This is a genomic window from Nonomuraea roseoviolacea subsp. carminata (genome assembly GCF_024172185.1).
Lineage (GTDB): Bacteria > Actinomycetota > Actinomycetes > Streptosporangiales > Streptosporangiaceae > Nonomuraea > Nonomuraea roseoviolacea.
Genome location: NZ_JAMZEC010000001.1, coordinates 3,703,184 through 3,725,463, shown reverse-complemented (window position 1 = coordinate 3,725,463; position 22,280 = coordinate 3,703,184). Strand labels below are relative to the sequence as shown.

The window sequence follows — 22,280 nt, the reverse complement described above, 5'->3', positions numbered from 1 at the left end:
CCGGCGGGGCGCCACGCCACCCGGGCTTCCTCCCGGGGTCGCGTGCCGCTCCGCCACTCGCGTTCAGATCCTCATGCCTCCCTGCCCAGGCCGCCCCGTCCGGGACGTTCTCCTCACGCCTCCCTGCCCAGGCCGCCCCGTCCGGGACGTTCTCCTCACGCCTCCCTGCCCAGGCCGCCCCGTCCGGGACGTTCTCCTCACTCCCCCGCCGACCAAGCCCACGGGCGCGCTTCCCCCGCGACCGGAGGCTGCCTCCCGCGCTCACTCACCAGCGGCGGTCAATGGCGGCTGCGGCAGGAGAACGGCGAGAGGGCGGCACGACGTCTCGCCCCGGCGCCTGCGGGCGCGCCTGGCACCGGCAAGCCGGGGACGCTCTGCCCACGTCAGTAGCCTGGGTCGTGTGCTGATCGATCCCATCTATCCCAAGAGCTTCGCCAGCGACAACCACGCGGGCGTGCACCCGGACGTCCTCGACGCCATGACGGCCGCCAACCACGGCGACGCCCCCGCGTACGGCAGCGACCGGTGGACCACCGCTTTCGAGTGCCAGATCAAGGAGGCGTTCGGGAGCGAGGCCGAGGGTTTCGCCGTGCTGAACGGCACCGGCGCCAACATCGTCGGGTTGTCGCTCATGCTGGGCCGGTACGACGCGGTCATCTGCCCGGAGAGCGCGCACATCGCCACCCACGAGACCGGCGCCTCCGAACGGCTCCTGGGCGTCAAGCTCATCACCGTCCCCACGGAGGACGGCAAGCTGCGTCCCCACCACATCACGAGCCGGCTCGGCGCGCTGGGAACCACCTACGAGCCGCAGCCCCGCGTCGTCTCCGTCTCCCAGGTGACCGAGCTCGGCACGTGCTACTCCCCCGGGGAACTGGCCGCCCTCGCGCAGACCGCGCACGACTCGGGGATGCGCCTGCACCTGGACGGCGCCCGGCTGGCGAACGCCGCCGCGTACCTGGACTGCGATCTTCGCACGCTCACGACGGACGCCGGGGTGGACGTCTTCAGCTTCGGCGGCACCAAGAACGGTGCGCTGGCGGCTGAGGCGGTGGTCGTCCTGGATCCGTCCCTCGCGCATGCCGTGCCATTCCTGCGCCAGCAGTCGCTCCAGCTCGCGTCCAAGATGCGGTTCGTCTCGGCGCAGCTCTCGGCGCTCCTGACGGACGAGCTGTGGCGGCGCAACGCCGCGCACGCCAACGCGATGACCGCCCGCCTCGTCGCCGGCCTGGAAGGACTGCCCGGGGTGTCGCTGGTCTTCCCGGCTCAGGGGAACGCCGCCTTCGTCGTACTGCCGAAGAACGCGACCGCCGCGTTGCAGAGCCGCTATCTCTTCCACTACTGGGACGAGGATGCGGGCCTGGTCCGCTGGATGACCGCCTTCGACACCACCCCGGAACAGGTGGACGACTTCCTGGACGACATCCGCAAGGCGGTCGGCGCCTGAGGGTGGCCGGTGTTCCACGTGAAACCATCGACCGTTCCACGTGGAACACGTCGTCACCGGTTCGGGTGGCGGCGACGTTCCACGTGGAACATCGTCACCAAGCGCGCCTTGGTTTCACGTGGAACATCAGACCGGCAGCAGTGTTCCACGTGAAACAGTGGTCATGATTGAGCTTCTCGCATGGCTCGGACCGCCTCGGGGGCCATCGTGCCGATGATGCGCTCCAGGTCGTCGATCGTCGCGAACTCCACCACGATCCGTCCCTTGCGCCGCCCGAGGTCCACCTTCACCTTCGTCTCGAAGTGGTCGGAGAGGCGGTCGGCGAGGTGGGTGAGGCCGGGAGCGGTGGGCTTGTTGACGGGACGACGTTCCCGGGCCGTCTTGGCGGCGGGAGCCGCCGTGGCGCCGCCGAACGACACGATCTCCTCGACCGCCCGTACCGACAGCAGCTCGGCCACGATCCGGTCGGCCAGCCGGATCTGCTCCTCCGCGCTCTCGAGGCTCAGCAGGGCCTTCGCGTGTCCGGCGCTCACCGTGCCGGCCGCCACCCGGAGCTGCACCTCCGGCGGGAGGTTGAGCAGGCGCAGCGTGTTGGTGATGTGGGAGCGCGAGCGGCCGACCTTCTGGGCGAGCTGCTCGTGGGTGGCCCGGAAGTCGTCCAGGAGCTGCCGGTAGGCGGCCGCCTCTTCGAGGGGGTTGAGCTGCTCGCGCTGGAGGTTCTCGATGAGGGCGTCACGGAGGAGATCGTCGTCCTGGGTGTTGCGCACGATCGCCGGCACCGGATCCAGGCCGACGAGCTTGCTGGCGCGCCAGCGCCGCTCCCCCATGATCAGCTCATATTTGCCGCCGCCGACCGAACGGACGACGATCGGCTGGAGCAGACCCACCTCTTTGATGGAGGCCGCCAGCTCGTCCAGCCGCTCCTCGTCGAAGACGTCACGCGGCTGACGCGGGTTCGGCACGATGGCCTCAAGGGGGATCTCCCTGAAGTACGCCCCCGCGATCGGCAGAGGGCCGGTCTCGGGAGGCGCGCCGTCGGCGGGGGCCGGCGCCGTCCCCGTGCCGTCAACGATGGGACCGGTCGGGATGAGCGCCCCGAGCCCCTTGCCCAATCCCCGCCGCTGCTGACTCACTGCGTCTCCTCCACCCGGCCGAATCCGGTCACTCCAGGAGAGGTTACCGGTGCCGACGCGACCCGGTGTGTCCTCGCCACACGCCGTTGCGCCTGATTTACACCCGCCAGTCGCGGCCTGGAAGATGAGAAGTCTCAGGCATGGCGGATCTCGGGCGTGGCTCGCCGTCTCGAAGGCGCCGGATGGCCCCATGTACGGAGCGTCTCGACAGTGGCCCATGAAGCGTCTCAAGCATGGCGCTTAGGCATGCACGCTTCCAGGCACCACCCGGGCCGCGAGCCCGCAGGTAGGTACCTCTCAGGCACTCGCCCCTGGAACGACTCGCCCCATCCGCGACCACGACGGAGCCTCAGCCGTCGTGCCGCGGCAAGCCCGAGCCTCCCATGACAACCCGAGCCCGCGAACGACCCATGAACGCGCCAGCGAGCAGACAGCGCCAACTCCAGCCGCAGCCGCCCGCTCCAGCCACAGCGCGAGAATCACCCGACACGTCACCCATGCCCCCGAGCGCGGGCTGACTACATGGACGGGGCTACACCGTGGCGGCGCGGTGGGCGATCTCTCTGGCGGCGTCCATGTACGCCATCGCGCCGCTCGACCCCGGGTCGTACGTCATGACCGACTGACCGTAGCTCGGCGCCTCGGAGAGGCGGACGCTGCGCGGGATCACGGTGTTGAGCACCGTGTCGCCGAAGTGCGCCCGGACCTCCTCCGCCACCTGCGACGCCAGCCGCGTCCGCCCGTCGTACATGGTGAGGACGATCGTGGACAGCCGCAGCGTGGGGTTGAGATGCGCCTTGATCAGATCGACGTTGCGCAGGAGCTGCCCGAGCCCCTCCAGCGCGTAGTACTCGCACTGGATCGGGATCATGACCTCTTCCGCGGCCACCAGGGCGTTGACCGTGAGCAGGCCGAGCGACGGCGGGCAGTCGATGATGATGTAGTCCAGCTCCGCCTCGTACGCGGAGAGCGCGCGGCGCAGCCGCGCCTCGCGGGCCACCAGCGAGACCAGCTCGATCTCCGCGCCGGCCAGGTCGATGGTGGCGGGGGCGCAGTAGAGGCCCGGCATGTCGGGCACCTGCTTCACGATGTCGGCCATCGGCAGGTCGTCGACCAGCACCTGGTAGACGTCGGGGACGTCGCCGCGGTGCTCGGTGGCCAGCGCCGTGGAGGCGTTGCCCTGAGGGTCGAGGTCGACGACCAGGACGCGCTGGCCGTTCATGGACAGCGCCGCCGCGATGTTGACGGACGTGGTCGTCTTGCCCACACCGCCCTTCTGGTTGGCAACCGCGATCACTCTGCACTTGGGCGGGCGGGGCCAGGTGCTCTCAGCGCCGCCGGGAGTGTCACCGGCCTGGGTGGCCGCCTGGGTCGCAGATGTTTCACGTGAAACCACAGAGCTGAGCGCCTCTCGTACCAATGGGGAATCGCCGGGGTTCAGTGGGGTCTGGGTCACGTTGGCCATCCTTTCAACCCGTGATAGGCCGGTGTCGGGAATTCGCTGCGGCGACACGCCCAATTCGGGCCATCCCACGCCGGTGGGACTCGTGGCCAGAGGACCGTCGGGCCAGCCAAGACCGCTTGGCGCGACTGGCACCACTGTCACCTCCTCCGTCGCCGCCTGGTGCTTTCCGGCGCGCGACCCGCTACCACCCGGACCAGTGTCGCAGGCGGCTCGACCTTACCGCGCCCGACCGTGACAAGCTCAGCCGTCCTCGCTCCGACGGCTCGGAGTTGCGGCTCGGCCTCGGCGAGTTCCTCGGCGGCGCGCTCCCCCTTCATGGCGATGAGCTCGCCGCCCTCGCGCAGGAGCGGCATGGCCCACTTGAGCAACCGGTCCAGCGGCGCGACGGCGCGGGCGCTGGCCACGTCGAACACCCGCTTGCCCGCCAGTTCCTCCGCCCTGCCGCGCAGCACCTCGACGTTGCGCAGCTTCAGCGCCTCGACGCACTCCTCCAGGAAGACGGTGCGGCGCAGCAACGGCTCCAGCAGCGTGACCTGGATGTCCTGGCGGACGATCGCGAGCACCAGGCCGGGCAGTCCGGCGCCGGAGCCGATGTCCACCAGGCTGACGTTCTCGGGCACGGCCTCGGCCACGACGGCGCAGTTGAGCAGGTGGCGGTCCCAGATGCGCGACACCTCGCGCGGCCCGAGCAGGCCGCGCACGACCCCCGGCCCGGCCAGGAGCTCGGCGAACATGTTCGCCCGATCCCATGCCTCGCCGGTGAAGACGTCCCGTGCCATGCCGGGCGGAGCGGGCAGCTCATCGCTCACTGGTGGGTGGACCTTTCTCGGGATGGGTGACCGACTGGATGGCGTCGCCTCGCGCGCCGCGATCCGTGTCGAGTCAAGGCTAGCCACCTTCACGGGCGCGGACCGCGACAAGGGCGGACAACCGAACGGCCGGGGATGCGGCGGGCCGGACGGGCGTACGGCTGAGGGTCGTGGACCGGCCGGACAGGCGAACGGCCGGGAGGGCACGTAGGCGCGGACATGCCAACGGCCCGGGATGGGGCAGACGTAGCGACATGCCAGCGCCGGGGACGGGGCGGGCGTAGGGACGGACATGCCAGCCGCCCGGGATGGGGCGGGCGTAGGCGGACTTGCCGGCCGCCGGGGACGGCGAGGGCATGGGGGCGGACTTGCCGGCCGCCGGGGACGGCGAGGGCACGGGGGCGGACTTGCCAACGGCCGGGGACGGCGAGGGCCCAGGGGCGGACATGCGAACGGCCGCCAGCCCGCGCGTGTCGGGGCTGGCGGCCGGACAGGTGCACGCGGGGGCCGCGTCAGGCGGGGAAGACCACCACGTACCGCTGAGGCTCCTCGCCCTCGGACTCGCTGCGGAGCCCGGCGGCGGCCACGGCGTCGTGGACGATCTTGCGCTCGAAGGGGGTCATGGGGCGCAGCGACTTGGGCTCGCCCTTCTCCTTGACCTGGCTGGCGACCTCGCTGCCCAGCTTGGTCAGCTCGGCGCGGCGGCGCTCGCGGTAGCCGGCGATGTCCAGCATGAGCCGCGACCGCTCCCCCGTCTGCCGGTGGACGGCCAGGCGGGTGAGCTCCTGGAGCGCCTCCAGCACCTCACCGTCGGGCCCGACGAGCTCGTTGCCCTTCACCCCGACGACGGAGACGAGGGCGCGGTCGCCCTCGACGTCCATGTCGATGTCGCCGTCGATGTCGGCGATGTCGAGAAGGCCCTCGACGTAGTCGGCCGCGATCTCGCCCTCCTGCTCGAGCGCGTTGACATCAGGAGCCTTCTCCTGCTCGGCCTCGGTCATGGCCGCCCTCTCCTTCGTGTTCACGACTTCTTGCTGCCGGTGCGCTTGCTGCGGGGCTGGCGGGTGGGCTGCTGCCTGACGATCTTAGGCTCGGGCGGGGCGGGGGGCGCCTGCTCCTCGGGAGTGGTGCCACGGATCTTCGAGAACAGTCCCGGCTTCGGCTCGACGGGGATGACGTTTCCCTTGGCGTCGTACTGCGGCATGGGGTGCCGGCTGTAGAACCAGTGCTGCTGGCCGAGCGTCCACAGGTTGGTGGTGACCCAGTAGAGGATCAGGCCGAGGGGGAAGTTCAGGCTGAAGAAGGCGAACAGCGGCGAGATGTACATCAGGATCTTCTGCTGCTGCGCCATGGGGTTGTCCGGCATCTGGGCCATGGAGCGGCCGACGCTCTGCCGGACGGTGAGGAACGTGGTCAGCGAGCTGATCGCCACGAAGACACCCAGGACGATCTTGGTCTGGATGACCGTCGCGTCGAAGCTGTGGATCTGCGCCTCGGACATGAAGAAGCTCGCCGGCAGCGGCGCGCCGAAGATGTGCGCGGACCGGGCGCTGTCGACGAGTTCCTGCGTCATGCCGTAGACCGCGCGGCCGTCGGCCATGGCCCGCAGCACCGTGAACATGGAGATGAAGATCGGGAACTGCGCGACGACGGGCAGGCAGCCGCCGAGGGGGTTGGCGCCCGCACCCTGGTACAGCGCCATGACCTCCTGGTTCATGCGCTGCTTGTCGTTCTTGTAGCGCTTACGGATCTCCGCGACCTTGGGGGCCAGTTCCTGCATCTTCCGCGACGAGCGCATCTGCTTCAGGAACAGCGGAAAGATCAGGATCCTCATGCACACGGTGAGCGTGATGATGGTCAGCGCCCATGTCAGCCCGCCGTCCGGGTTGAGGAAAGTGCTGTATCCCGTATGGATCCAGGTGATGACGTGGGCTACGGCTTCATAGAGCCAGCTCAGCCAGGACAGCTCCACCGAGCTATCTCCCTTGCAATTCGTGGGACCGGACCGGGCGTGGGGGCACCGGGTCTATACCTCCGGGGTGAAACGGGTGGCACCGTCCGATGCGCCGGACGGTCAGCCATGTACCCCGCAATGCTCCGTGTACGGTGATCGCCTCAAGCCCGTAGGCGCTGCACGACGGGTGGAACCGGCAGTGTGGACCGAGCATCGGGCCGATGAAGGCCCGATAGAACCGGATGGGGATGATCAGTGCCCGAGCGGCGAGGCTCGGCACCCCCTGCGGCTGCTCCGTCATCTCTGTCCATCCATCGAGGACTCGCGCCGCCTCAGGAGTCGATCCAACGCGAGGTCGAGCTCGGCGGCTAGCTGCTCGGATCGCGCTGACGCGGCCGGTGGATTGGCGCGTACCACAAGCAGGCTACCTCCCGGCAGCCGTTCGAGACGTTCCCGCATCAGGTGTCGAAGCCGACGCTTGACCTTGTTGCGGATGACGGCACCACCGACCGCCTTGCTCACCACGAAACCCACCCGCGGTGTCTCATCCCCCGAAATGACGAGATGCACCACCAGAGTGGGGCGACCGGCGCGTTTGCCGCGCTTGATCGCCGCCTGGAATTCCTCCCCGCGCCGCATGCGGGATTCTCGGGAAAGCACGTGAAAGGACCGTATACGCCTATCGCCCGCCGGCGAGGATCACCGGCGGGCGGACTATCGGGCGCGGGGCGATCAGGCCGACAGCTTCTCGCGGCCCTTGCGACGACGGGCGGCGAGGATGGCGCGACCGGCCCGGGTGCGCATCCGCAGCCGGAAGCCGTGGGTCTTCGCGCGACGACGGTTGTTCGGCTGGAAAGTACGCTTGCTCACGGGTGGGCTCCAGGCTTGATGGTGCGCCCAGGGGCGCTTTACACACATGGATGGCCTGCCGAGGAAGCGAGGGCACGCGAAATAGCCGTCGCGTGGCAAGCCGACCGTCGTACGTTACGGGCCAAGTGCGCCCGAGGTCAAACTGACAGGCTCCCGGAGGCCCGGCGCCCGCGTGTCCGGAGGCGTCCCCGCGAGGTTATCCACGTATCCACATGCGGGTTTTCCACCGCCCCGGCCGCGTCCACAGTATGTGCACCCAGGTGCCACTAGGCTGTGGACAACGTCTTGAACACGGCTGTGCACAAAGATACTGTCGGCCACTCCAACGCCCTGTGAGGCTGTGGACAGCCTGTGGATCACCTGTGGAGATCCTGGGTACGGCGCCCGGATCAAGGGCTGTGGACGGACGGGGTCGATCGTCGCACGGACGGCACGCAGGTGTGGAAAACAATCGCGGGGGGCCGCGGAAAGGAAGGAGGGGAGCCGCGTCATGAACGCTGCCGAGCTCGCCGCAGTCTGGTCCAGGGCTCTGGGCAACTTCCTCAACGAGAACGTGCCCATCCAGCAGCGCACGTGGCTGTCCATGGTCCGTCCGATCGCCCTGGCCGGCGACACGATCGTGCTCGGCGTCCCCAACGACTTCCTCAAGGACCTCATCGAGGGCAAGCTGCGCCAGCCGGTGACGACGGCGCTGTCGCAGGAGCTGGGCAAGGCGATGCGGCTGGCCGTGATGATCGACACGACGGCTCCCGAACCGCCCGCCGCCGAGTCTCATCAACAGCCTGTGGGCGGCGGTTATCCCCAGGGTGTGGATCCTCAGCTGCGTTTCGCACAACCCGCGTCTTCCCAGCTCTACCCGGTTTCCGAGCCTCCGCAGTTCTATTCTCCACAGGCCGAGCCGGCCCAGTCATCCACCGAATATCCACAGCAGGGCTTCACTTTTGAACAGGCCCAGCCGTACACATCCCCTGTGGAAAAGGCGCCGGAGCCGGCGCCGAACCGGTGGGAAGCGAAGAGCACGAAACCGAGCGAACCAGCTCGACTCAACCAAAAGTACACATTCGAGACATTCGTCATCGGCGCCAGCAACCGGTTCGCGCACGCCGCGGCCGTGGCCGTGGCCGAATCCCCCGCGAAGGCGTACAACCCCCTCTTCATTTACGGCGACTCCGGCCTCGGCAAGACGCATCTCCTGCACGCGATCGGTCATTACGCGCAGAGCCTGTACGACGGCGCCCGGGTGAGGTACGTGAGCTCGGAGGAGTTCACCAACGACTTCATCAACAGCATCCGCGACCACAAGGCCGACGGCTTCCGCGGCCGCTACCGCGCGATCGACATCCTGCTCGTGGACGACATCCAGTTCCTGGAGGGCAAGGAGCAGACGCAGGAGGAGTTCTTCCACACCTTCAACACCCTCCACAACGCCAACAAGCAGATCGTCATCTCCAGCGACCGGGCGCCCAAGCAGCTCATCACGCTGGAGGACCGGCTGCGCAACCGGTTCGAGTGGGGCCTGATCACCGACGTCCAGCCGCCGGAGCTGGAGACGCGCATCGCGATCCTGCGCAAGAAGGCGATTCAGGAGGGCCTGGCCGCGCCGCCCGAGGTGCTGGAGTACATCGCCAGCCGCATCTCCACGAACATCCGCGAACTGGAGGGCGCCCTCATCCGGGTGACCGCGTTCGCCAGCCTCAACCGGCAGGGCGTCGACCTGCAGCTCGCCGAGGTGGTCCTGAAGGACCTCATCACCTCCGAGTCCGGCCCGGAGATCACGATCGCGACGATCATGGCCAAGACCGCGGAGTACTTCGGCATCAGCATCGACGACCTGTGCGGCAGCTCGCGCAGCAGGGCGCTGGTGAACGCCCGTCAGATCGCGATGTACCTCGCCCGCGAGCTGACGGAGCTGTCGCTGCCGAAGATCGGCCAGCAGTTCGGCGGCCGCGACCACACGACCGTGATGCACGCGGAGCGCAAGATCCGCTCGCTCATCGCGGAGCGCAGGTCGATGTACAACCAGGTCAACGAGCTGACAATGCGCATCAAACAGACCACCAGTGGGCCCTGAGCAGTTATGCACACCCTGTGGATAACACTGTGGACCAGGGAAAACGCGCGCGGACGGCCGTCAACCGCCCCACAATGCCCGGAAATTTCGCCCACAAGGGCTGGGGATAAAGGTGGGGACATCCTGCGGAAAACCTGGGGACAACCTGGGGATGACTTGTGGACGCCCTGTGCACAGTCGATCTGGGGCTCCCAAAAGGGGTCGCTTACCCCGTGGATAACCGGTGGAAACCTTGTGGATGACCGGTGGATGAAGACCCCCTCGCCTGGGGACAGCGTGTGCACAACGTTTCGTCATCCCCAGGCGGCGAAGTTACCCCCAGGCTTCACCCACAAGGGCAGTGGATGAAAACAGCCGGGCTGAGCAGCGGAAACGCCGGTTGTCCACAGTATCCACACCCCCTAGTGTGATGACCACTTATCTCTCCTACAAAGAACTCAAGACCCATAGAAGGGTTCTCCCGGACCGGAGGTGCGGGAGGCGGGACACTTGAAATCAACGACGGACCCAGGAGGCTGATCACGGTGATGTTCCGAATCGAGCGAGACGTCCTCGCTGAGGCGGTGGCGTGGACGGCGCGCAGCCTCCCCGCCCGCCCGTCGGTGCCCGTGCTCGCCGGCATGCGCATGGAGGTGACCGAGGAGCAGCGCCTCAAACTCTCCGGCTTCGACTACGAGGTGTCCGCCCAGGTGACCCTCGAGCTCCAGACCGGTGAGCCGGGCGTCGTCCTGGTCTCCGGCAAGCTCCTCGCCGAGATCACCCGCGCGCTTCCCGCACAGCCTGTGGACTTCGTCGTGGACGGGGCCAAGGCGGTCGTCACGTGCGGCAGCGCGCGATTCACCCTCCTCACCATGCCTGTGGAGGACTACCCGTCGCTCCCGGCCATGCCGCCGGCGGCGGGCCGGGTCGGCAGCGACGTGTTCGCCTCGGCCGTCGCCCAGGTCGCCGTCGCCGCCGGCCGCGACGACACGCTGCCCATGCTCACCGGCGTGCGCATGGAGATCGAGGGCGACGTGGTCACGCTCGCCGCGACCGACCGCTACCGCCTGGCCGTGCGCGAGCTGAAGTGGCAGCCCGGCCAGCCCGACTTCTCGGCCGTCGCGATGATCCCCGGCAAGACGCTCGCCGACACGGCCAAGGCGCTCGGCTCGTCCGGCGCCGAGGTCGAGATCGCGCTCAGCTCCGCCGGCGGCACCGGCGAGGGCATGATCGGCTTCTCCAGCGGCGGCCGGCGCACCACCACGCGCCTGCTCGACCCCGAGTTCCCCAAGTACCGCTCGCTGCTGCCGACCGAGTTCTCCGCGCGCGCCGACCTGTCCACAGGCCCGTTCGTCGAGGCGGTCAAGCGCGTGGCTCTGGTCGCCGAGCGCAACACCCCCGTACGCCTCGCGTTCAGAAGCGGCGAGGTCGTGCTGGAGGCCGGCAGCGGCGACGAGGCGCAGGCCGTCGAGGTGCTGCCCGTGGACTACGAGGGCGAGGAGATGAACATCGCCTTCAACCACCAGTTCCTGCTGGAAGGGCTGGGTGCGATCGACTCCGACGTGGCCCGGCTGCAGATGACCACGTCCACCAAGCCCGCCATCCTCACCGGGGGCAAGCCTGTGGACGGCGACGGCGCGCCCGACTACCGTTACCTGATCATGCCGATCCGCCTGTCAGGCTGAAGCTGACATCAGGGATGATGGAAGCCTGACAAGGGGGTAGAGAAGATGCAGATCGGCATGATCGGGCTCGGCAAGATGGGCGGCAACATGGCCGAGCGCCTCCGGCGCGGCGGCCATGACGTCGTGGGTTACGACCACCACCGCGAGGTCAGCGATGTGGGCAGCCTGAAGGAACTGGTCGAACGGCTGGAGGCGCCGCGCGCCGTCTGGGTGATGGTCCCGGCGGGCAAACCCACCCAGCAGACCATCGACGAGCTCGGACGCCTGCTCAGCGAGGGCGACATCGTCGTCGACGGCGGCAACTCCCACTACATCGACGACCAGAAGCACGCGGCGGAGCTGGCCGAGAAGGGCATCTCGTTCGTCGACTGCGGCGTCAGCGGTGGCGTCTGGGGCCTGCAGAACGGCTACGCGCTCATGTGCGGCGGCGACAAGGCCACCGTCGAGCACCTGATGCCCGTGTTCGAGACGCTGAAGCCGGAGGGCGAGAACGGCTTCGTCCACGCGGGCGACGTCGGCGCGGGCCACTTCGCGAAGATGGTCCACAACGGCATCGAGTACGGCATGATGCAGGCCTTCGCCGAGGGCTGGGAGCTGCTGGAGGCGTCCGACGTCGTCAAGGACGTGCGCGGCTCGTTCGCGAGCTGGCGCGACGGCACGGTCATCCGCTCGTGGCTGCTCGACCTGCTCGTACGCGCCCTGGACGACGACGAGAACCTGGCCAACCTGCGCGGCTACGCCCAGGACTCCGGCGAGGGCCGGTGGACCGTCCAGGCGGCCGTGGACCACGCCGTGCCGCTGCCGGTGATCACCGCGGCGCTGTTCGCGCGGTTCGCCTCGCGGCAGGAGGACTCCCCGGCGATGAAGGTCGTCGCGGCGCTGCGCAACCAGTTCGGCGGGCACGCGGTCACCTCGGCGGAGGGCTCCACGGGCAAGGGCGCCGACGCGCCGGGCGCCGACGTCACCCCGCCACGCGAGGCCCAGTGACGTCCTGAGGCTCCCGGCTCGCCGTTCGCCGAGGGGCTTGGCACTGTGCCCTGAGGCGCGGCGACCGGCGTCTTGGGGCGCGACGACCGGCGCCCTGAGGTGCGGCGACCGCCGCCACCAAGCGCGACCGGCGCCTTGGGGGCGCGGAGGCCGCCGCCCGGACGCGGCGGCAGCACCGACCATGCGCGACCGGCGCCGTGCGGCACGACGGCCGCGTCCTGAGGCGCGGTGGCCGACGTCCCGAGGCGTGGCGATGGGGCTTGGCGACGCGCTGAGGGCGGCGACGTCGCGGCGCGCCCCGCGGAGTTTTCCACAGGCGGGCAAGCCGGTTGCCCATGTGACCGGCGTGGCCCACTACCCTTCGTGGGGTGCATGTCGCCCACCTGTCGCTGACCGACTTCCGGTCCTACGCGTCCGTGGAGCTCGGCCTGGAGCCGGGCGTCACGGCGTTCGTGGGGCCCAACGGCCAGGGCAAGACCAACCTGGTCGAGGCCCTCGGCTACGTCGCGACGCACTCCAGCCACCGGGTGGCCACCGACGCGCCCCTCGTGCGGCAGGGGGCGAGCCGGGCGATCGTGCGCTGCGCCGTCCACAGGGACGACCGGCGGGCGCTGGTCGAGCTGGAGATCAACCCGGGCAAGGCCAACCGCGCCCGGCTCAACCGCTCGCCCGTCCGCCCGCGCGACGTCATCGGGCTGCTGCGCACGGTGCTGTTCGCCCCCGAGGACCTCGCGCTGGCCAAGGGCGACCCCTCGGAGCGCCGCCGGTTCCTCGACGACCTGCTGGTGGCGCGGGCCCCCCGGTTCGCGGGGGTGCGCGCCGACTACGAGCGGGTGCTGAAGCAGCGGGGCGCGCTCCTGCGCACGGCCGCGCAGGCCCGTAGAGGCTCCAGGAGCGCCCGGAGGGTCGAAAGCGACTCCGGGTTCGCGGCGGCGGGCGCCGGTGACCCGACGGCCACTCTGGAGGTCTGGGACGCCCATCTCGCGCGGCACGGGGCGGAGCTCCTGCGGGCCCGGCTCGAACTCGTGGAGGCGCTGCGCCCGCTCGTCGCCGGGGCGTACGCCGCGCTGGCCCCCACGAGCGCCCCCGCGACCCTCGCCTACCGCAGCACGTTGTCCACAGGTGGGGACGACGCGGAGGACGAAGTCGCCGGTGAGCGGGGATCTTCCGATGCACAGACGTTATCCACAGACTTGGGGAAAACCCTTGAAGAGCGGATGCGCGAGCGGCTATTGGAGGTGCGCGCGGCCGAGCTCGAACGCGGCGTGACGCTCGTCGGCCCCCACCGCGACGACCTCGTCCTGGGCCTCGGCGACCTGCCCGCCCGCGGCTACGCCAGTCATGGCGAGTCGTGGTCGTTCGCGCTGGCACTGCGTCTGGCCGCGTACGATCTGCTGCGCGCCGACGGCGGCGACCCGGTGCTGATCCTCGACGACGTGTTCGCCGAGCTCGACGGCCAGCGCCGGCGCCGCCTGGCCGAGATCGTCGCGCCCGCCGAGCAGGTCCTGATCACCGCCGCCGTGCCCGACGACGTGCCGTCCGAGCTGGCCGGCGCCCGTTTCGACGTCGCAGAGGGGAGCGTCACCCGTGTCCGCTGACCGCAAACCGACCCGCGGCATCCCCGCCGACGGCAAGCCGGCCCGCGTCGTCCCTGCCGAGGGGAAGCCGGTGCGCGGCATCCCCACCGGGGGAAAGCCTGTGCGTGGCGTCCCTGTCGAGGGCAAGTCGGCGCGCGGCATCCCGGTTGACGGCGGCGCGGTCACCGGTGGCGCCGCGGCCGGCCCGGCTGTCGGCCCGGGGACCGGGGGCGGCGACAACCCCACCGCGCGCGGCGCCGCGATGGCGCGGGAGAAGCTGGCCCAGGCCAAGGCCGACGCCGCCAAGCGGGGCCAGCTCCCCCGTCGCGAGCCGCGGCGCCGGGCAGCCGGTCCGCGCCGTGAGGGCGGCGACCCCCAGCTCTTCGGCCGCGCCATCCGCGACCTGCTGGCCGACCGGGGCTGGGAGCGTCCGGCGGCCGTCGGGGGCGTGTTCGGCCGGTGGTCCGACATCGTGGGTCCCGACCTGGCCGCCCACACCAAGCCGGAGGGGTTCGAGGACGGCGAGGTGCTGATCGCGGCCGACTCCACGGCCTGGGCGACCCAGGTGCGGCTGCTCGCGCGCACGCTGGTGCGCCGGCTCAACGAGGAACTGGGCGAAGGCACGGTGACGCGGGTCAAGGTCAGGGGACCGCAGCACGGCCCGCGTACCGGAGGGCTGCGGGTCACCGGGAGCCGGGGACCGGGCGACACGTACGGCTGAGCGGTCAGCCGGGACGTACGAGTTTCCACAGGGTGTGAACTCACAGGGCGGGGGCACGCGAAGCAACGGTCACGCGGGGCGTCGTCCACAGGGCGGGGATCAATGGACGAGGTCACAAGCCGAGCTCTCATGGGCGCTCCCACAAGTCGCCATCCACAGGGCTCACACGACGCCCCGCGGCGCGTGGTCACACCAGCAGAGGTCTCACAGAGCGCCGTCCACAGGTCGGAATCGCGAAGAGCGCGCCGTGCTCGGGGCGAGCTCTCGCCACAGGAGGGCTCCCACAAGGTGTGGGTGCCACAGGGCGGGTCTCCCTCGGTGCGGGCGCCACAAGGTCCCGGAGTCACTAGGCGGGTCTCGCAAGATGCGGGCATCACAGGGCGCCGGAGCGGGCATCACAAGGCGTCGGAGTCACGGGGCCGGTCTCGCCAGGCGGGCGCGTGGGCGTCCCACAAGGCGTATCCCCGCACCACAGCGTCCCCCACCGGCCGCACATCCACGGGCGACACCTGAGACCAGGCGCTGCACATGCCCCAAGCCCCCAGCACAGCCGGGAGCCTCGTCCACAGCAGGAGTCGCGGGCCGTACGCGATCATGAACGGAGAGCCGACAGCGGCCGAAAACCGATCAGAAGCCCGCAGGAGCGATGACCCCACGCCCGTGGGGGGGAAGGCTCGCCCGGGGGGTCAACGAGCGACAGAGCATTACAGGGGCGTTCAATGCCACCTTGGGCACTCGGACCCGGTAGAATGAATACGGATTCCGGACACGTCCGCTTGCGTGTCACCCCCGGCGCGCGACGGCGACGTCGACTCCCCTGGGTGACCAGCGCAACGGGGCACTCACGACGGTGACGGGCACGGCAGGGGCAGCTGGGCAAGAGAGCGCCTCCCTGCCGCGTGTCCGCGGCAGGAGGATTTGGCACTTGTCCTACGACGCTAGCTCAATCACCGTACTCGAAGGGCTTGAGGCGGTTCGCAAGCGCCCGGGTATGTATATCGGTTCGACCGGAGAGCGCGGTCTGCACCACCTCGTCTACGAGATCGTGGACAACGCGGTGGACGAGGCGCTGGCCGGTCACGCGGACCGCATCGACGTCACGCTGCTGGCCGACAACGGCGTGCGCGTGATCGACAACGGTCGTGGCATCCCCACCGGCATCCACCCGGTGGAGAAGCGCTCCGCCGTCGAGGTCGTGCTCACCACGCTGCACGCCGGCGGCAAGTTCGACAGCCAGTCCTACGCGGTCTCGGGCGGTCTGCACGGGGTCGGCTCGGCCGTCGTCAACGCGCTGTCCACCGCCATGGACGTCGAGGTCAAGCAGAACGGGCGCGTTCACCGGCTGAGTCTCGTCAACGCCAAGCCCGTCGCTCCTCTGTCCACGGACGAGGAGACCGACGAGACCGGCACCACGATCACGTTCTGGCCGGACCCTGAGGTGTTCGAGACCACCACCTGGAACTACGAGACGCTCTCGCGCCGCTTCCAGGAGATGGCCTTCCTCAACAAGGGCCTGATGATCACCTTCACCGACGAGCGCCCCGACCACGTCAACGGCGAGCCGCACACGGTCACCTACCACTACGAGGGCGGCCTGGCCGACTTCGTCCAGCACCTCAACACCAAGAAGGAGCCGGCGCACGCGTCGATCATCTCCTTCGAGGAGGAGGGCGACGGCATAGCGGTCGAGATCGCCATGCAGTGGAACAACTCCTACTCCGAGTCGGTCTACACCTTCGCCAACACGATCAACACGGCGGAGGGCGGCACCCACGAGGAGGGCTTCCGCGCGGCGCTGACCACGATCGTCAACCGCTACGCGCGCGAGCAGAAGTTCCTCAAGGAGGGCAAGGACGACAACCTCTCCGGTGAGGACGTCCGCGAGGGCCTGACCGCGATCATCTCGGTCAAGCTGTCCGACCCGCAGTTCGAGGGCCAGACGAAGACCAAGCTGGGCAACACCGAGGCCAAGTCGTTCGTGCAGAAGGCCTGCAACGACCACCTGCGCGACTGGTTCGAGCGCAACCCCGGCGAGGCCAAGGACATCATCAACAAGTCGCTGCAAGCCTCGCGCGCCCGCCTCGCCGCCCGTCAGGCCCGCGACCTGACCAGGCGCAAGTCGCTGCTGGAGTCGGGCAGCGGCCTGCCGGGCAAGCTGGCCGACTGCCAGTGGAACGACCCGGAGAAGTGCGAGCTGTTCATCGTCGAGGGCGACTCGGCCGGCGGCTCGGCCAAGGGCGGCCGCGACTCGCGCTTCCAGGCGATCCTGCCCATCCGCGGCAAGATCCTCAACGTCGAGAAGGCGCGGATCGACAAGGTCCTGAAGAACAACGAGGTCCAGGCGCTGATCACGGCTCTGGGCACCGGTGTGCACGACGAGTTCGACATCGCCAAGCTGCGCTACCACAAGGTCATCCTCATGGCCGACGCCGACGTCGACGGCCAGCACATCAACACGCTGCTGCTGACGCTGCTGTTCCGGTTCATGAGGCCGCTGATCGAGGCCGGTCACGTCTACCTGTCGTGCCCGCCGCTCTACAAGATCAAGTGGGACCGCAAGGGTGAGGACGCCTCCTACGCGTACTCCGACTCCGAGCGCGACGCGGTCATCGCCGAAGGGATCGCCAACGGCAAGGCCGACCCGCGGCCGCGGGACAACGTGCAGCGCTTCAAGGGACTCGGCGAGATGAACGCGGGCCAGCTGTGGGAGACCACGATGAACCCGGAGACCAGGCTGCTCCGCCTGGTCACGCTCGACGACGCGGCGCAGGCCGACGACCTGTTCAGTGTGCTCATGGGCGAGGACGTGGAAGCTCGGCGCGACTTCATCATCCGCAACGCGCGCGACGTCCGTTTCCTCGACGTTTAGCCAGAAAAAGGATCATCACCTGTGACGGACGTGAACACCACTCCCCCGGCTGACCGCATCGAGCCGGTGGACATCCAGTCCGAGATGCAGCGCAGCTACATGGACTACGCGATGTCGGTCATCGTGTCCAGGGCGCTGCCGGACGTCCGCGACGGTCTCAAGCCGGTGCACCGGCGCGTGCTCTACGCGATGTACGACGGTGGCTACCGTCCCGACCGCGGCTACTTCAAGTGCGCCCGCGTCGTCGGTGACGTGATGGGCACCTACCACCCGCACGGCGACACCTCGATCTACGACGCGCTGGTGCGGCTGGCGCAGCCGTGGTCGCTGCGCTACCCGCTGGTCGACGGCCAGGGCAACTTCGGCTCGCCGGGCAACGACCCGGCGGCGGCGATGCGGTACACCGAGTGCAAGCTCGCGCCCATCGCCATGGAGATGCTGCGCGACATCGACAAGGACACCGTCGACTTCCGCCCCAACTACGACGGCAAGTCGCAGGAGCCCGACGTCCTGCCCGCGCGCTTCCCGCAGCTGCTGGTCAACGGCTCAGGCGGCATCGCGGTCGGCATGGCCACCAACATCCCGCCGCACAACCTGCGCGAGGTCGCCGCCGCGGTCAAGTGGGCTCTGGAGCACCCGGAGGCCAGCGAGGAAGAGCTGCTCGAAGCGGCGATGAAGCTGGTCAAGGGCCCCGACTTCCCCACCAAGGCGCTGATCGTCGGACGGCGGGGCATCGAGGACGCCTACCGCACCGGGCGCGGCTCGATCACCATGCGGGCCGTGGTCGAGGTCGAGGAGGACAAGGGCCGGCAGGCGCTCGTCGTCACGGAGCTGCCGTACCAGGTCAACCCCGACAACCTCGCCCTCAAGATCGCTGAGCTGGTGCGCGAGGGCAAGCTGACCGGCATCGCCGACGTCCGCGACGAGAGCTCCTCGCGGGTCGGGCAGCGCCTGGTGATCGTGCTCAAGCGCGACGCGGTCGCCAAGGTCGTGCTCAACAACCTGTACAAGCACACCCAGCTCCAGGACACCTTCGGCGCCAACATGCTGGCGCTGGTCGACGGGGTGCCGCGCACGCTGCGGCTCGACCAGTTCATCCGGCACTACGTGACGCACCAGATCGAGGTCATCGTCCGCCGGACGCGCTACCTCCTGCGCAAGGCCGAGGAGCGCGCGCACATCCTGCGCGGCCTGCTCAAGGCCCTGGAGCGGCTCGACGAGGTCATCGCCCTGATCCGCGCGTCGGAGTCCGCCGCGCACGCGCAGCAGGGCCTCATGGGGCTGCTGGAGATCGACGAGGTGCAGGCGCAGGCCATCCTCGACATGCAGCTGCGCAAGCTGGCCGCCCTGGAGCGCCAGGCCATCCAGGACGAGTACGACGCCCTGATGGCGCAGATCGCCGAGTACAACGCGATCCTGGCCAGCGAGACCCGCCAGCGGGAGATCATCAACGAGGAGCTCGCCGAGATCGTCGGCCGCTACGGCGACGACCGGAAGACCGAGATCACCGCCTACGACGGCGACATGTCGATCGAGGACCTCATCGCCGAAGAGGACATCGTCGTCACCATCACCCGCGGCGGCTACGCCAAGCGCACCCGCACCGACCTCTACCGCGCCCAGAAGCGCGGCGGCAAGGGCGTGCGCGGCGCGCAGCTGCGGCAGGACGACATCGTCGACCACTTCTTCGTCACCACGACCCACCACTGGCTGCTGTTCTTCACCAACAAGGGCCGCGTCTACCGGGTCAAGGCGTACGAACTGCCCGACTCCGGGCGCGACGCGCGGGGCATGCACCTGGCCAACCTGCTGGCCATGCAGCCCGACGAGACGGTCATGGAGGTCCTCGACCTGCGTGACTACGACGTCGCCCCGTACCTCGTGCTGGCCACCCGCAGCGGCCTGGTCAAGAAGACCCGTCTGTCCGAGTACGACTCCCCCAGGTCCGGCGGTCTCATCGCCATCAACCTGCGCGAGGACGACGAGGTCATCGGTGCCCGCCTGGTGTCGGAGGAGGACGACCTGCTGCTCGTGTCCAAGGGCGCGCAGTCGATCAGGTTCACCGCCTCGGACGACGCGCTGCGCCCGATGGGCCGCGCGACCAGCGGCGTCATCGGCATGCGCTTCCTCGAAGGCGACGAGCTGCTCGCCATGAATCGCATCGCCGACGGACAGCACGTGCTTATCGCGACCAAGGCTGGGTACGCCAAGCGGACGCCAGTTGAGCAGTATCCGGTTCAAGGTCGTGGCGGTAAGGGTGTGCTGACTGCGAAAATCGTGAGCTCCCGTGGCAAGCTGGTCGGAGCCGTCATGGTCAACCCAGAGGACGAGGTCTTCGCGATCACGTCCGCCGGTGGGGTGATCCGGACGAGTGCCGGCGAGATCAAGCAGTCCGGCCGCCAGACCATGGGAGTGCGTTTGATGAACCTCGCCGAAGGCGACAGTGTGGTGGCCCTCGCCCGCAACGCCGAGTCCATCGAGGCTGCCGCCTCCGTGGACGCTGTGGTGGACAACGAGGAAGACGGGGGAGGAGAGTAAGTCATGAGCGCCCAGGGTGGTAGCCCCAGCGCGAGGACGAAGGCGGCTCGGGATAACGGGCAGAAGCCTAAGAAGTCCGTCGAAACCGAGACCTTCGACAAGCCCGAGGAGGACAACGCCACGGCCGTGCACCCGATGCCGACCGCGCCGCAGTCCTCCTCGACCCCGCAAGCCGGGCCCAAGCCGGCTCCCGCGGGCGCCAAGCCTGGGCAGGCGGAGCAGGACGGCAAGGGCTCCGGCATCAGGCCGTCCCTGACGTCCGAGGCGCCGCCGCAGCTTGAGCTGTCGTCGTCGTCTTCGAAGAAGAAGTCCTCGTCGGGGGCCCGGCTCCCCCGCAAGGCCCACCTGGTGCTGCGCCGCATCGAGCCGTGGTCGGCCATGAAGTTCAGCTTCGTGGTCTCGCTCGTCTGCTTCGTGGTGCTGTTCGTGGCGGTGGCCGTCCTGTACGGCGTGCTGAACGCGCTGGGCGTCTTCGACTCGATCGTCGACCTGGTCAACCAGCTCGGCCAGGGCGAGCAGGGCCAGACGGCGCTGCCCATCGACATCGCCTCGTGGTTCGAGCCGGTCCGCATCCTGGGCTACACCGCCCTGATCGGCGCGGTGAACGTGGTCCTCATCACCGCCCTCTCCACGCTGGGGGCCGTCATCTACAACGTGGCCTCCGACCTGGTGGGCGGCGTCGAGGTGACCTTCAGCGAGGCCGAGTAGCCGGGCGATCTCGCGCCGCCCGGCTTGAGGGCGGCGCGAGCACCGGCGCGGACACGGTAAGCTTTTCCTCGTCCGCGCAACCGGTTCGCGTCGGTGAAGCCGATGCGATACGGTGCGGTGTGCGCGGGGCTATAGCTCAGTCGGTTAGAGCGCTTCCCTGATAAGGAAGAGGTCCCAGGTTCAAGTCCTGGTAGCCCCACCCAGTTCGAGCAGTTCAAAGGCTAGATCCCGTGATCGTGGATCTAGCCTTTTGTCGTTCGGCGGTCATGCGACCGTGACGGCCCCGCTGAGGCGGGGCACGCTCACACGGCGGCCTGCTCCCTGGTCCACTCCTGGTCCTGCCAGGCGGGGTCGAGCGGGGTGTCGGCGAGGTGGTTGGTGTAGTTGGAAAGCGTCTTCATGCCGACGCCGAGCACGATGTCCAGCACGTTGCGGCGGGTGTGACCGGCGGCCAGGAACGCCTCCACCTCGGCTTCGTCCACCCAGCCGCGTTGGGTGACCACCGCACGGGTGAGCCGGCGTACCGCCTCCAGCTTCTCGTCGGCGAGCGGCCGGCCGGCGCGCAGGGCCTCGACCACCTCGGCCGGCACCCGGGCGCGCAGGGCGAGGGTGGAATGCGCGGCCACGCAGTACTCGCAGCCGTTCTCCACGCTGGCCGTGATCAGCACCACCTGCTTGGCCGTGAGGGACAGCGACGACTTGCCGAACTGCTCGGCCAGCGCGTTGTAGCCCGCCAGCAGTTCCGGCGACTCGGCCATCACCCCGTTCAGCGTGGTCACGAAGCCCATCCGCTTCCTGGCCGCTTCGAGCATCGGGCGGGCCGCCTCGGGGGCGTCGTTCTCGTCGTACACGCGGAAACCGCTCATCATCTCTCCTCGGTAGTGGTGAAACCGTCCAGTACGGCGCGCACGCCCGCCAGCAGCCCGGCCGCCTCGGCGCCGGCTCGCGAACGCAGGTTGACCGCGTAGGCCTGCAGGGCCAGCGCCTCGGCAGCCGCCTCCAGGTCGAGGCCCGCCCGTAGCTGGCCCGCTGCGCGGGCTGCCTCCAGAGCGGCGCGCATCGCGGCATGGAGCGCGTCGTGATGGCGGTCCAGGATGTCGCGGATCTCGGGAAGGTCGCCGCCCGCCGTGGCGTGCGTGTTGGTCACCAGGCAGCCCCAGCGGGCGTGCTCTCCCGAGCAGCGCGCCGTCACCAGTCGTTCGAAGAACGCGGCGATGGCCGGCAGGCCACGGGTGTCGGCGGCCAGGGCGTCGAACACCGGCCGCGACTGCTGTTCCAGATAGCGGCCCAGCGCGGCCGCGTGCAGCCGCGCCTTGTCGCCGAAGGTCGCGTACAGGCTGGAGCGGCTGAGTCCGGTCGTCTCGACGATGTCGGTGATGCCGGTGGTGTCGGCCCCGCGCTGCCAGAAGAGGCGTACCACCCGGTCCAGGACCACGTCGGGATCGAAGTGTTTGACGTCCGGCATCT

Annotated in this window: 19 protein-coding genes and 1 tRNA gene; 10 read left to right on the top strand and 10 right to left on the bottom strand. The window is 69.3% G+C overall.

The features are described 5' to 3' along the window. Nucleotides 1–400 precede the first annotated feature (400 nt). Entirely contained in the window at nucleotides 401–1,447 is a 1,047-nt protein-coding gene (locus tag HD595_RS17400) for a threonine aldolase family protein (protein ID WP_253770300.1), read from the top strand. 161 nt (nucleotides 1,448–1,608) lie between these two features. Here the strand turns inward: HD595_RS17400 and HD595_RS17395 are convergent, their stop codons facing one another. The 8 genes from HD595_RS17395 to rpmH all read right to left on the bottom strand — a co-directional run bounded on the left by HD595_RS17395 (nucleotide 1,609) and on the right by rpmH (nucleotide 7,678). Next, on the bottom strand, nucleotides 1,609–2,580 hold the full coding sequence (locus HD595_RS17395) for a ParB/RepB/Spo0J family partition protein (RefSeq protein ID WP_253770298.1): 972 nt from the start codon (nucleotides 2,578–2,580) through the stop codon (nucleotides 1,609–1,611). Nucleotides 2,581–3,112: 532 nt separating this feature from the next. Further along, on the bottom strand, nucleotides 3,113–4,045 hold the full coding sequence (locus HD595_RS17390) for a ParA family protein (RefSeq protein ID WP_253770296.1): 933 nt from the start codon (nucleotides 4,043–4,045) through the stop codon (nucleotides 3,113–3,115). A 137-nt stretch (nucleotides 4,046–4,182) separates the two neighbouring features. After that, nucleotides 4,183–4,824, bottom strand: a complete 642-nt coding sequence (gene rsmG, locus HD595_RS17385) for a 16S rRNA (guanine(527)-N(7))-methyltransferase RsmG (RefSeq protein ID WP_253781214.1) — start codon at nucleotides 4,822–4,824, stop codon at nucleotides 4,183–4,185. A gap of 542 nt (nucleotides 4,825–5,366) precedes the next feature. After that, entirely contained in the window at nucleotides 5,367–5,855 is a 489-nt protein-coding gene (locus HD595_RS17380) for a Jag family protein (protein ID WP_253781212.1), read from the bottom strand. Between the two features lie 20 nt (nucleotides 5,856–5,875). Then, nucleotides 5,876–6,826: a membrane protein insertase YidC gene (gene yidC / locus HD595_RS17375; protein WP_253770294.1), complete on the bottom strand. Its 951-nt coding sequence runs from the start codon at nucleotides 6,824–6,826 to the stop codon at nucleotides 5,876–5,878. Nucleotides 6,827–6,830: 4 nt separating this feature from the next. Next, entirely contained in the window at nucleotides 6,831–7,109 is a 279-nt protein-coding gene (yidD, locus tag HD595_RS17370; RefSeq protein WP_253770292.1) for a membrane protein insertion efficiency factor YidD, read from the bottom strand. Continuing rightward, nucleotides 7,106–7,468: a ribonuclease P protein component gene (gene rnpA, locus HD595_RS17365; protein ID WP_308211168.1), complete on the bottom strand. Its 363-nt coding sequence runs from the start codon at nucleotides 7,466–7,468 to the stop codon at nucleotides 7,106–7,108. Before rnpA ends, yidD begins: the two co-directional genes overlap by 4 nt. 72 nt (nucleotides 7,469–7,540) lie before the next feature. Next, nucleotides 7,541–7,678 (bottom strand): 50S ribosomal protein L34, encoded by a 138-nt coding sequence (gene rpmH / locus HD595_RS17360; protein ID WP_043614899.1) that lies wholly within the window; start codon nucleotides 7,676–7,678, stop codon nucleotides 7,541–7,543. A gap of 490 nt (nucleotides 7,679–8,168) precedes the next feature. On the opposite strand from rpmH, the gene dnaA reads away from it, so the two are divergent. From dnaA to HD595_RS17315, 9 genes are all read left to right on the top strand, one after another. Beyond that, on the top strand, nucleotides 8,169–9,749 hold the full coding sequence (dnaA, locus tag HD595_RS17355) for a chromosomal replication initiator protein DnaA (protein ID WP_253770290.1): 1,581 nt from the start codon (nucleotides 8,169–8,171) through the stop codon (nucleotides 9,747–9,749). Between the two features lie 524 nt (nucleotides 9,750–10,273). After that, nucleotides 10,274–11,413, top strand: a complete 1,140-nt coding sequence (gene dnaN / locus HD595_RS17350) for a DNA polymerase III subunit beta (protein ID WP_253770288.1) — start codon at nucleotides 10,274–10,276, stop codon at nucleotides 11,411–11,413. A gap of 45 nt (nucleotides 11,414–11,458) precedes the next feature. After that, nucleotides 11,459–12,400, top strand: coding sequence for a phosphogluconate dehydrogenase (NAD(+)-dependent, decarboxylating) (gene gnd / locus HD595_RS17345; RefSeq protein ID WP_253770286.1), 942 nt, complete (start codon nucleotides 11,459–11,461; stop codon nucleotides 12,398–12,400). A 368-nt stretch (nucleotides 12,401–12,768) separates the two neighbouring features. Continuing rightward, the gene (recF, locus tag HD595_RS17340; protein ID WP_253770284.1) at nucleotides 12,769–13,998 is read left to right on the top strand and encodes a DNA replication/repair protein RecF; all 1,230 of its coding nucleotides are present in this window, start codon (nucleotides 12,769–12,771) and stop codon (nucleotides 13,996–13,998) included. Next, nucleotides 13,988–14,698 (top strand): DciA family protein, encoded by a 711-nt coding sequence (locus HD595_RS46785; RefSeq protein ID WP_253770282.1) that lies wholly within the window; start codon nucleotides 13,988–13,990, stop codon nucleotides 14,696–14,698. Before recF ends, HD595_RS46785 begins: the two co-directional genes overlap by 11 nt. Before the next feature lie 946 nt (nucleotides 14,699–15,644). Then, nucleotides 15,645–17,567, top strand: a complete 1,923-nt coding sequence (gene gyrB / locus HD595_RS17330; RefSeq protein ID WP_425566406.1) for a DNA topoisomerase (ATP-hydrolyzing) subunit B — start codon at nucleotides 15,645–15,647, stop codon at nucleotides 17,565–17,567. A 21-nt stretch (nucleotides 17,568–17,588) separates the two neighbouring features. Continuing rightward, a complete protein-coding gene (gene gyrA, locus HD595_RS17325) occupies nucleotides 17,589–20,105 on the top strand; it encodes a DNA gyrase subunit A (RefSeq protein WP_308211167.1) in 2,517 nt (838 codons plus the stop codon). Nucleotides 20,106–20,108: 3 nt separating this feature from the next. Further along, nucleotides 20,109–20,813, top strand: coding sequence for a DUF3566 domain-containing protein (locus HD595_RS17320; RefSeq protein WP_253770278.1), 705 nt, complete (start codon nucleotides 20,109–20,111; stop codon nucleotides 20,811–20,813). Nucleotides 20,814–20,938: 125 nt separating this feature from the next. Next, a tRNA-Ile gene (locus tag HD595_RS17315) sits at nucleotides 20,939–21,012 on the top strand. A 103-nt stretch (nucleotides 21,013–21,115) separates the two neighbouring features. On the opposite strand, the gene HD595_RS17310 is transcribed toward HD595_RS17315, so the two are convergent. Further along, nucleotides 21,116–21,682, bottom strand: a complete 567-nt coding sequence (locus HD595_RS17310) for a carboxymuconolactone decarboxylase family protein (protein ID WP_253770276.1) — start codon at nucleotides 21,680–21,682, stop codon at nucleotides 21,116–21,118. Next, nucleotides 21,679–22,278: a TetR/AcrR family transcriptional regulator gene (locus HD595_RS17305; RefSeq protein WP_253770274.1), complete on the bottom strand. Its 600-nt coding sequence runs from the start codon at nucleotides 22,276–22,278 to the stop codon at nucleotides 21,679–21,681. Before HD595_RS17305 ends, HD595_RS17310 begins: the two co-directional genes overlap by 4 nt. Nucleotides 22,279–22,280: the final 2 nt, after the last annotated feature.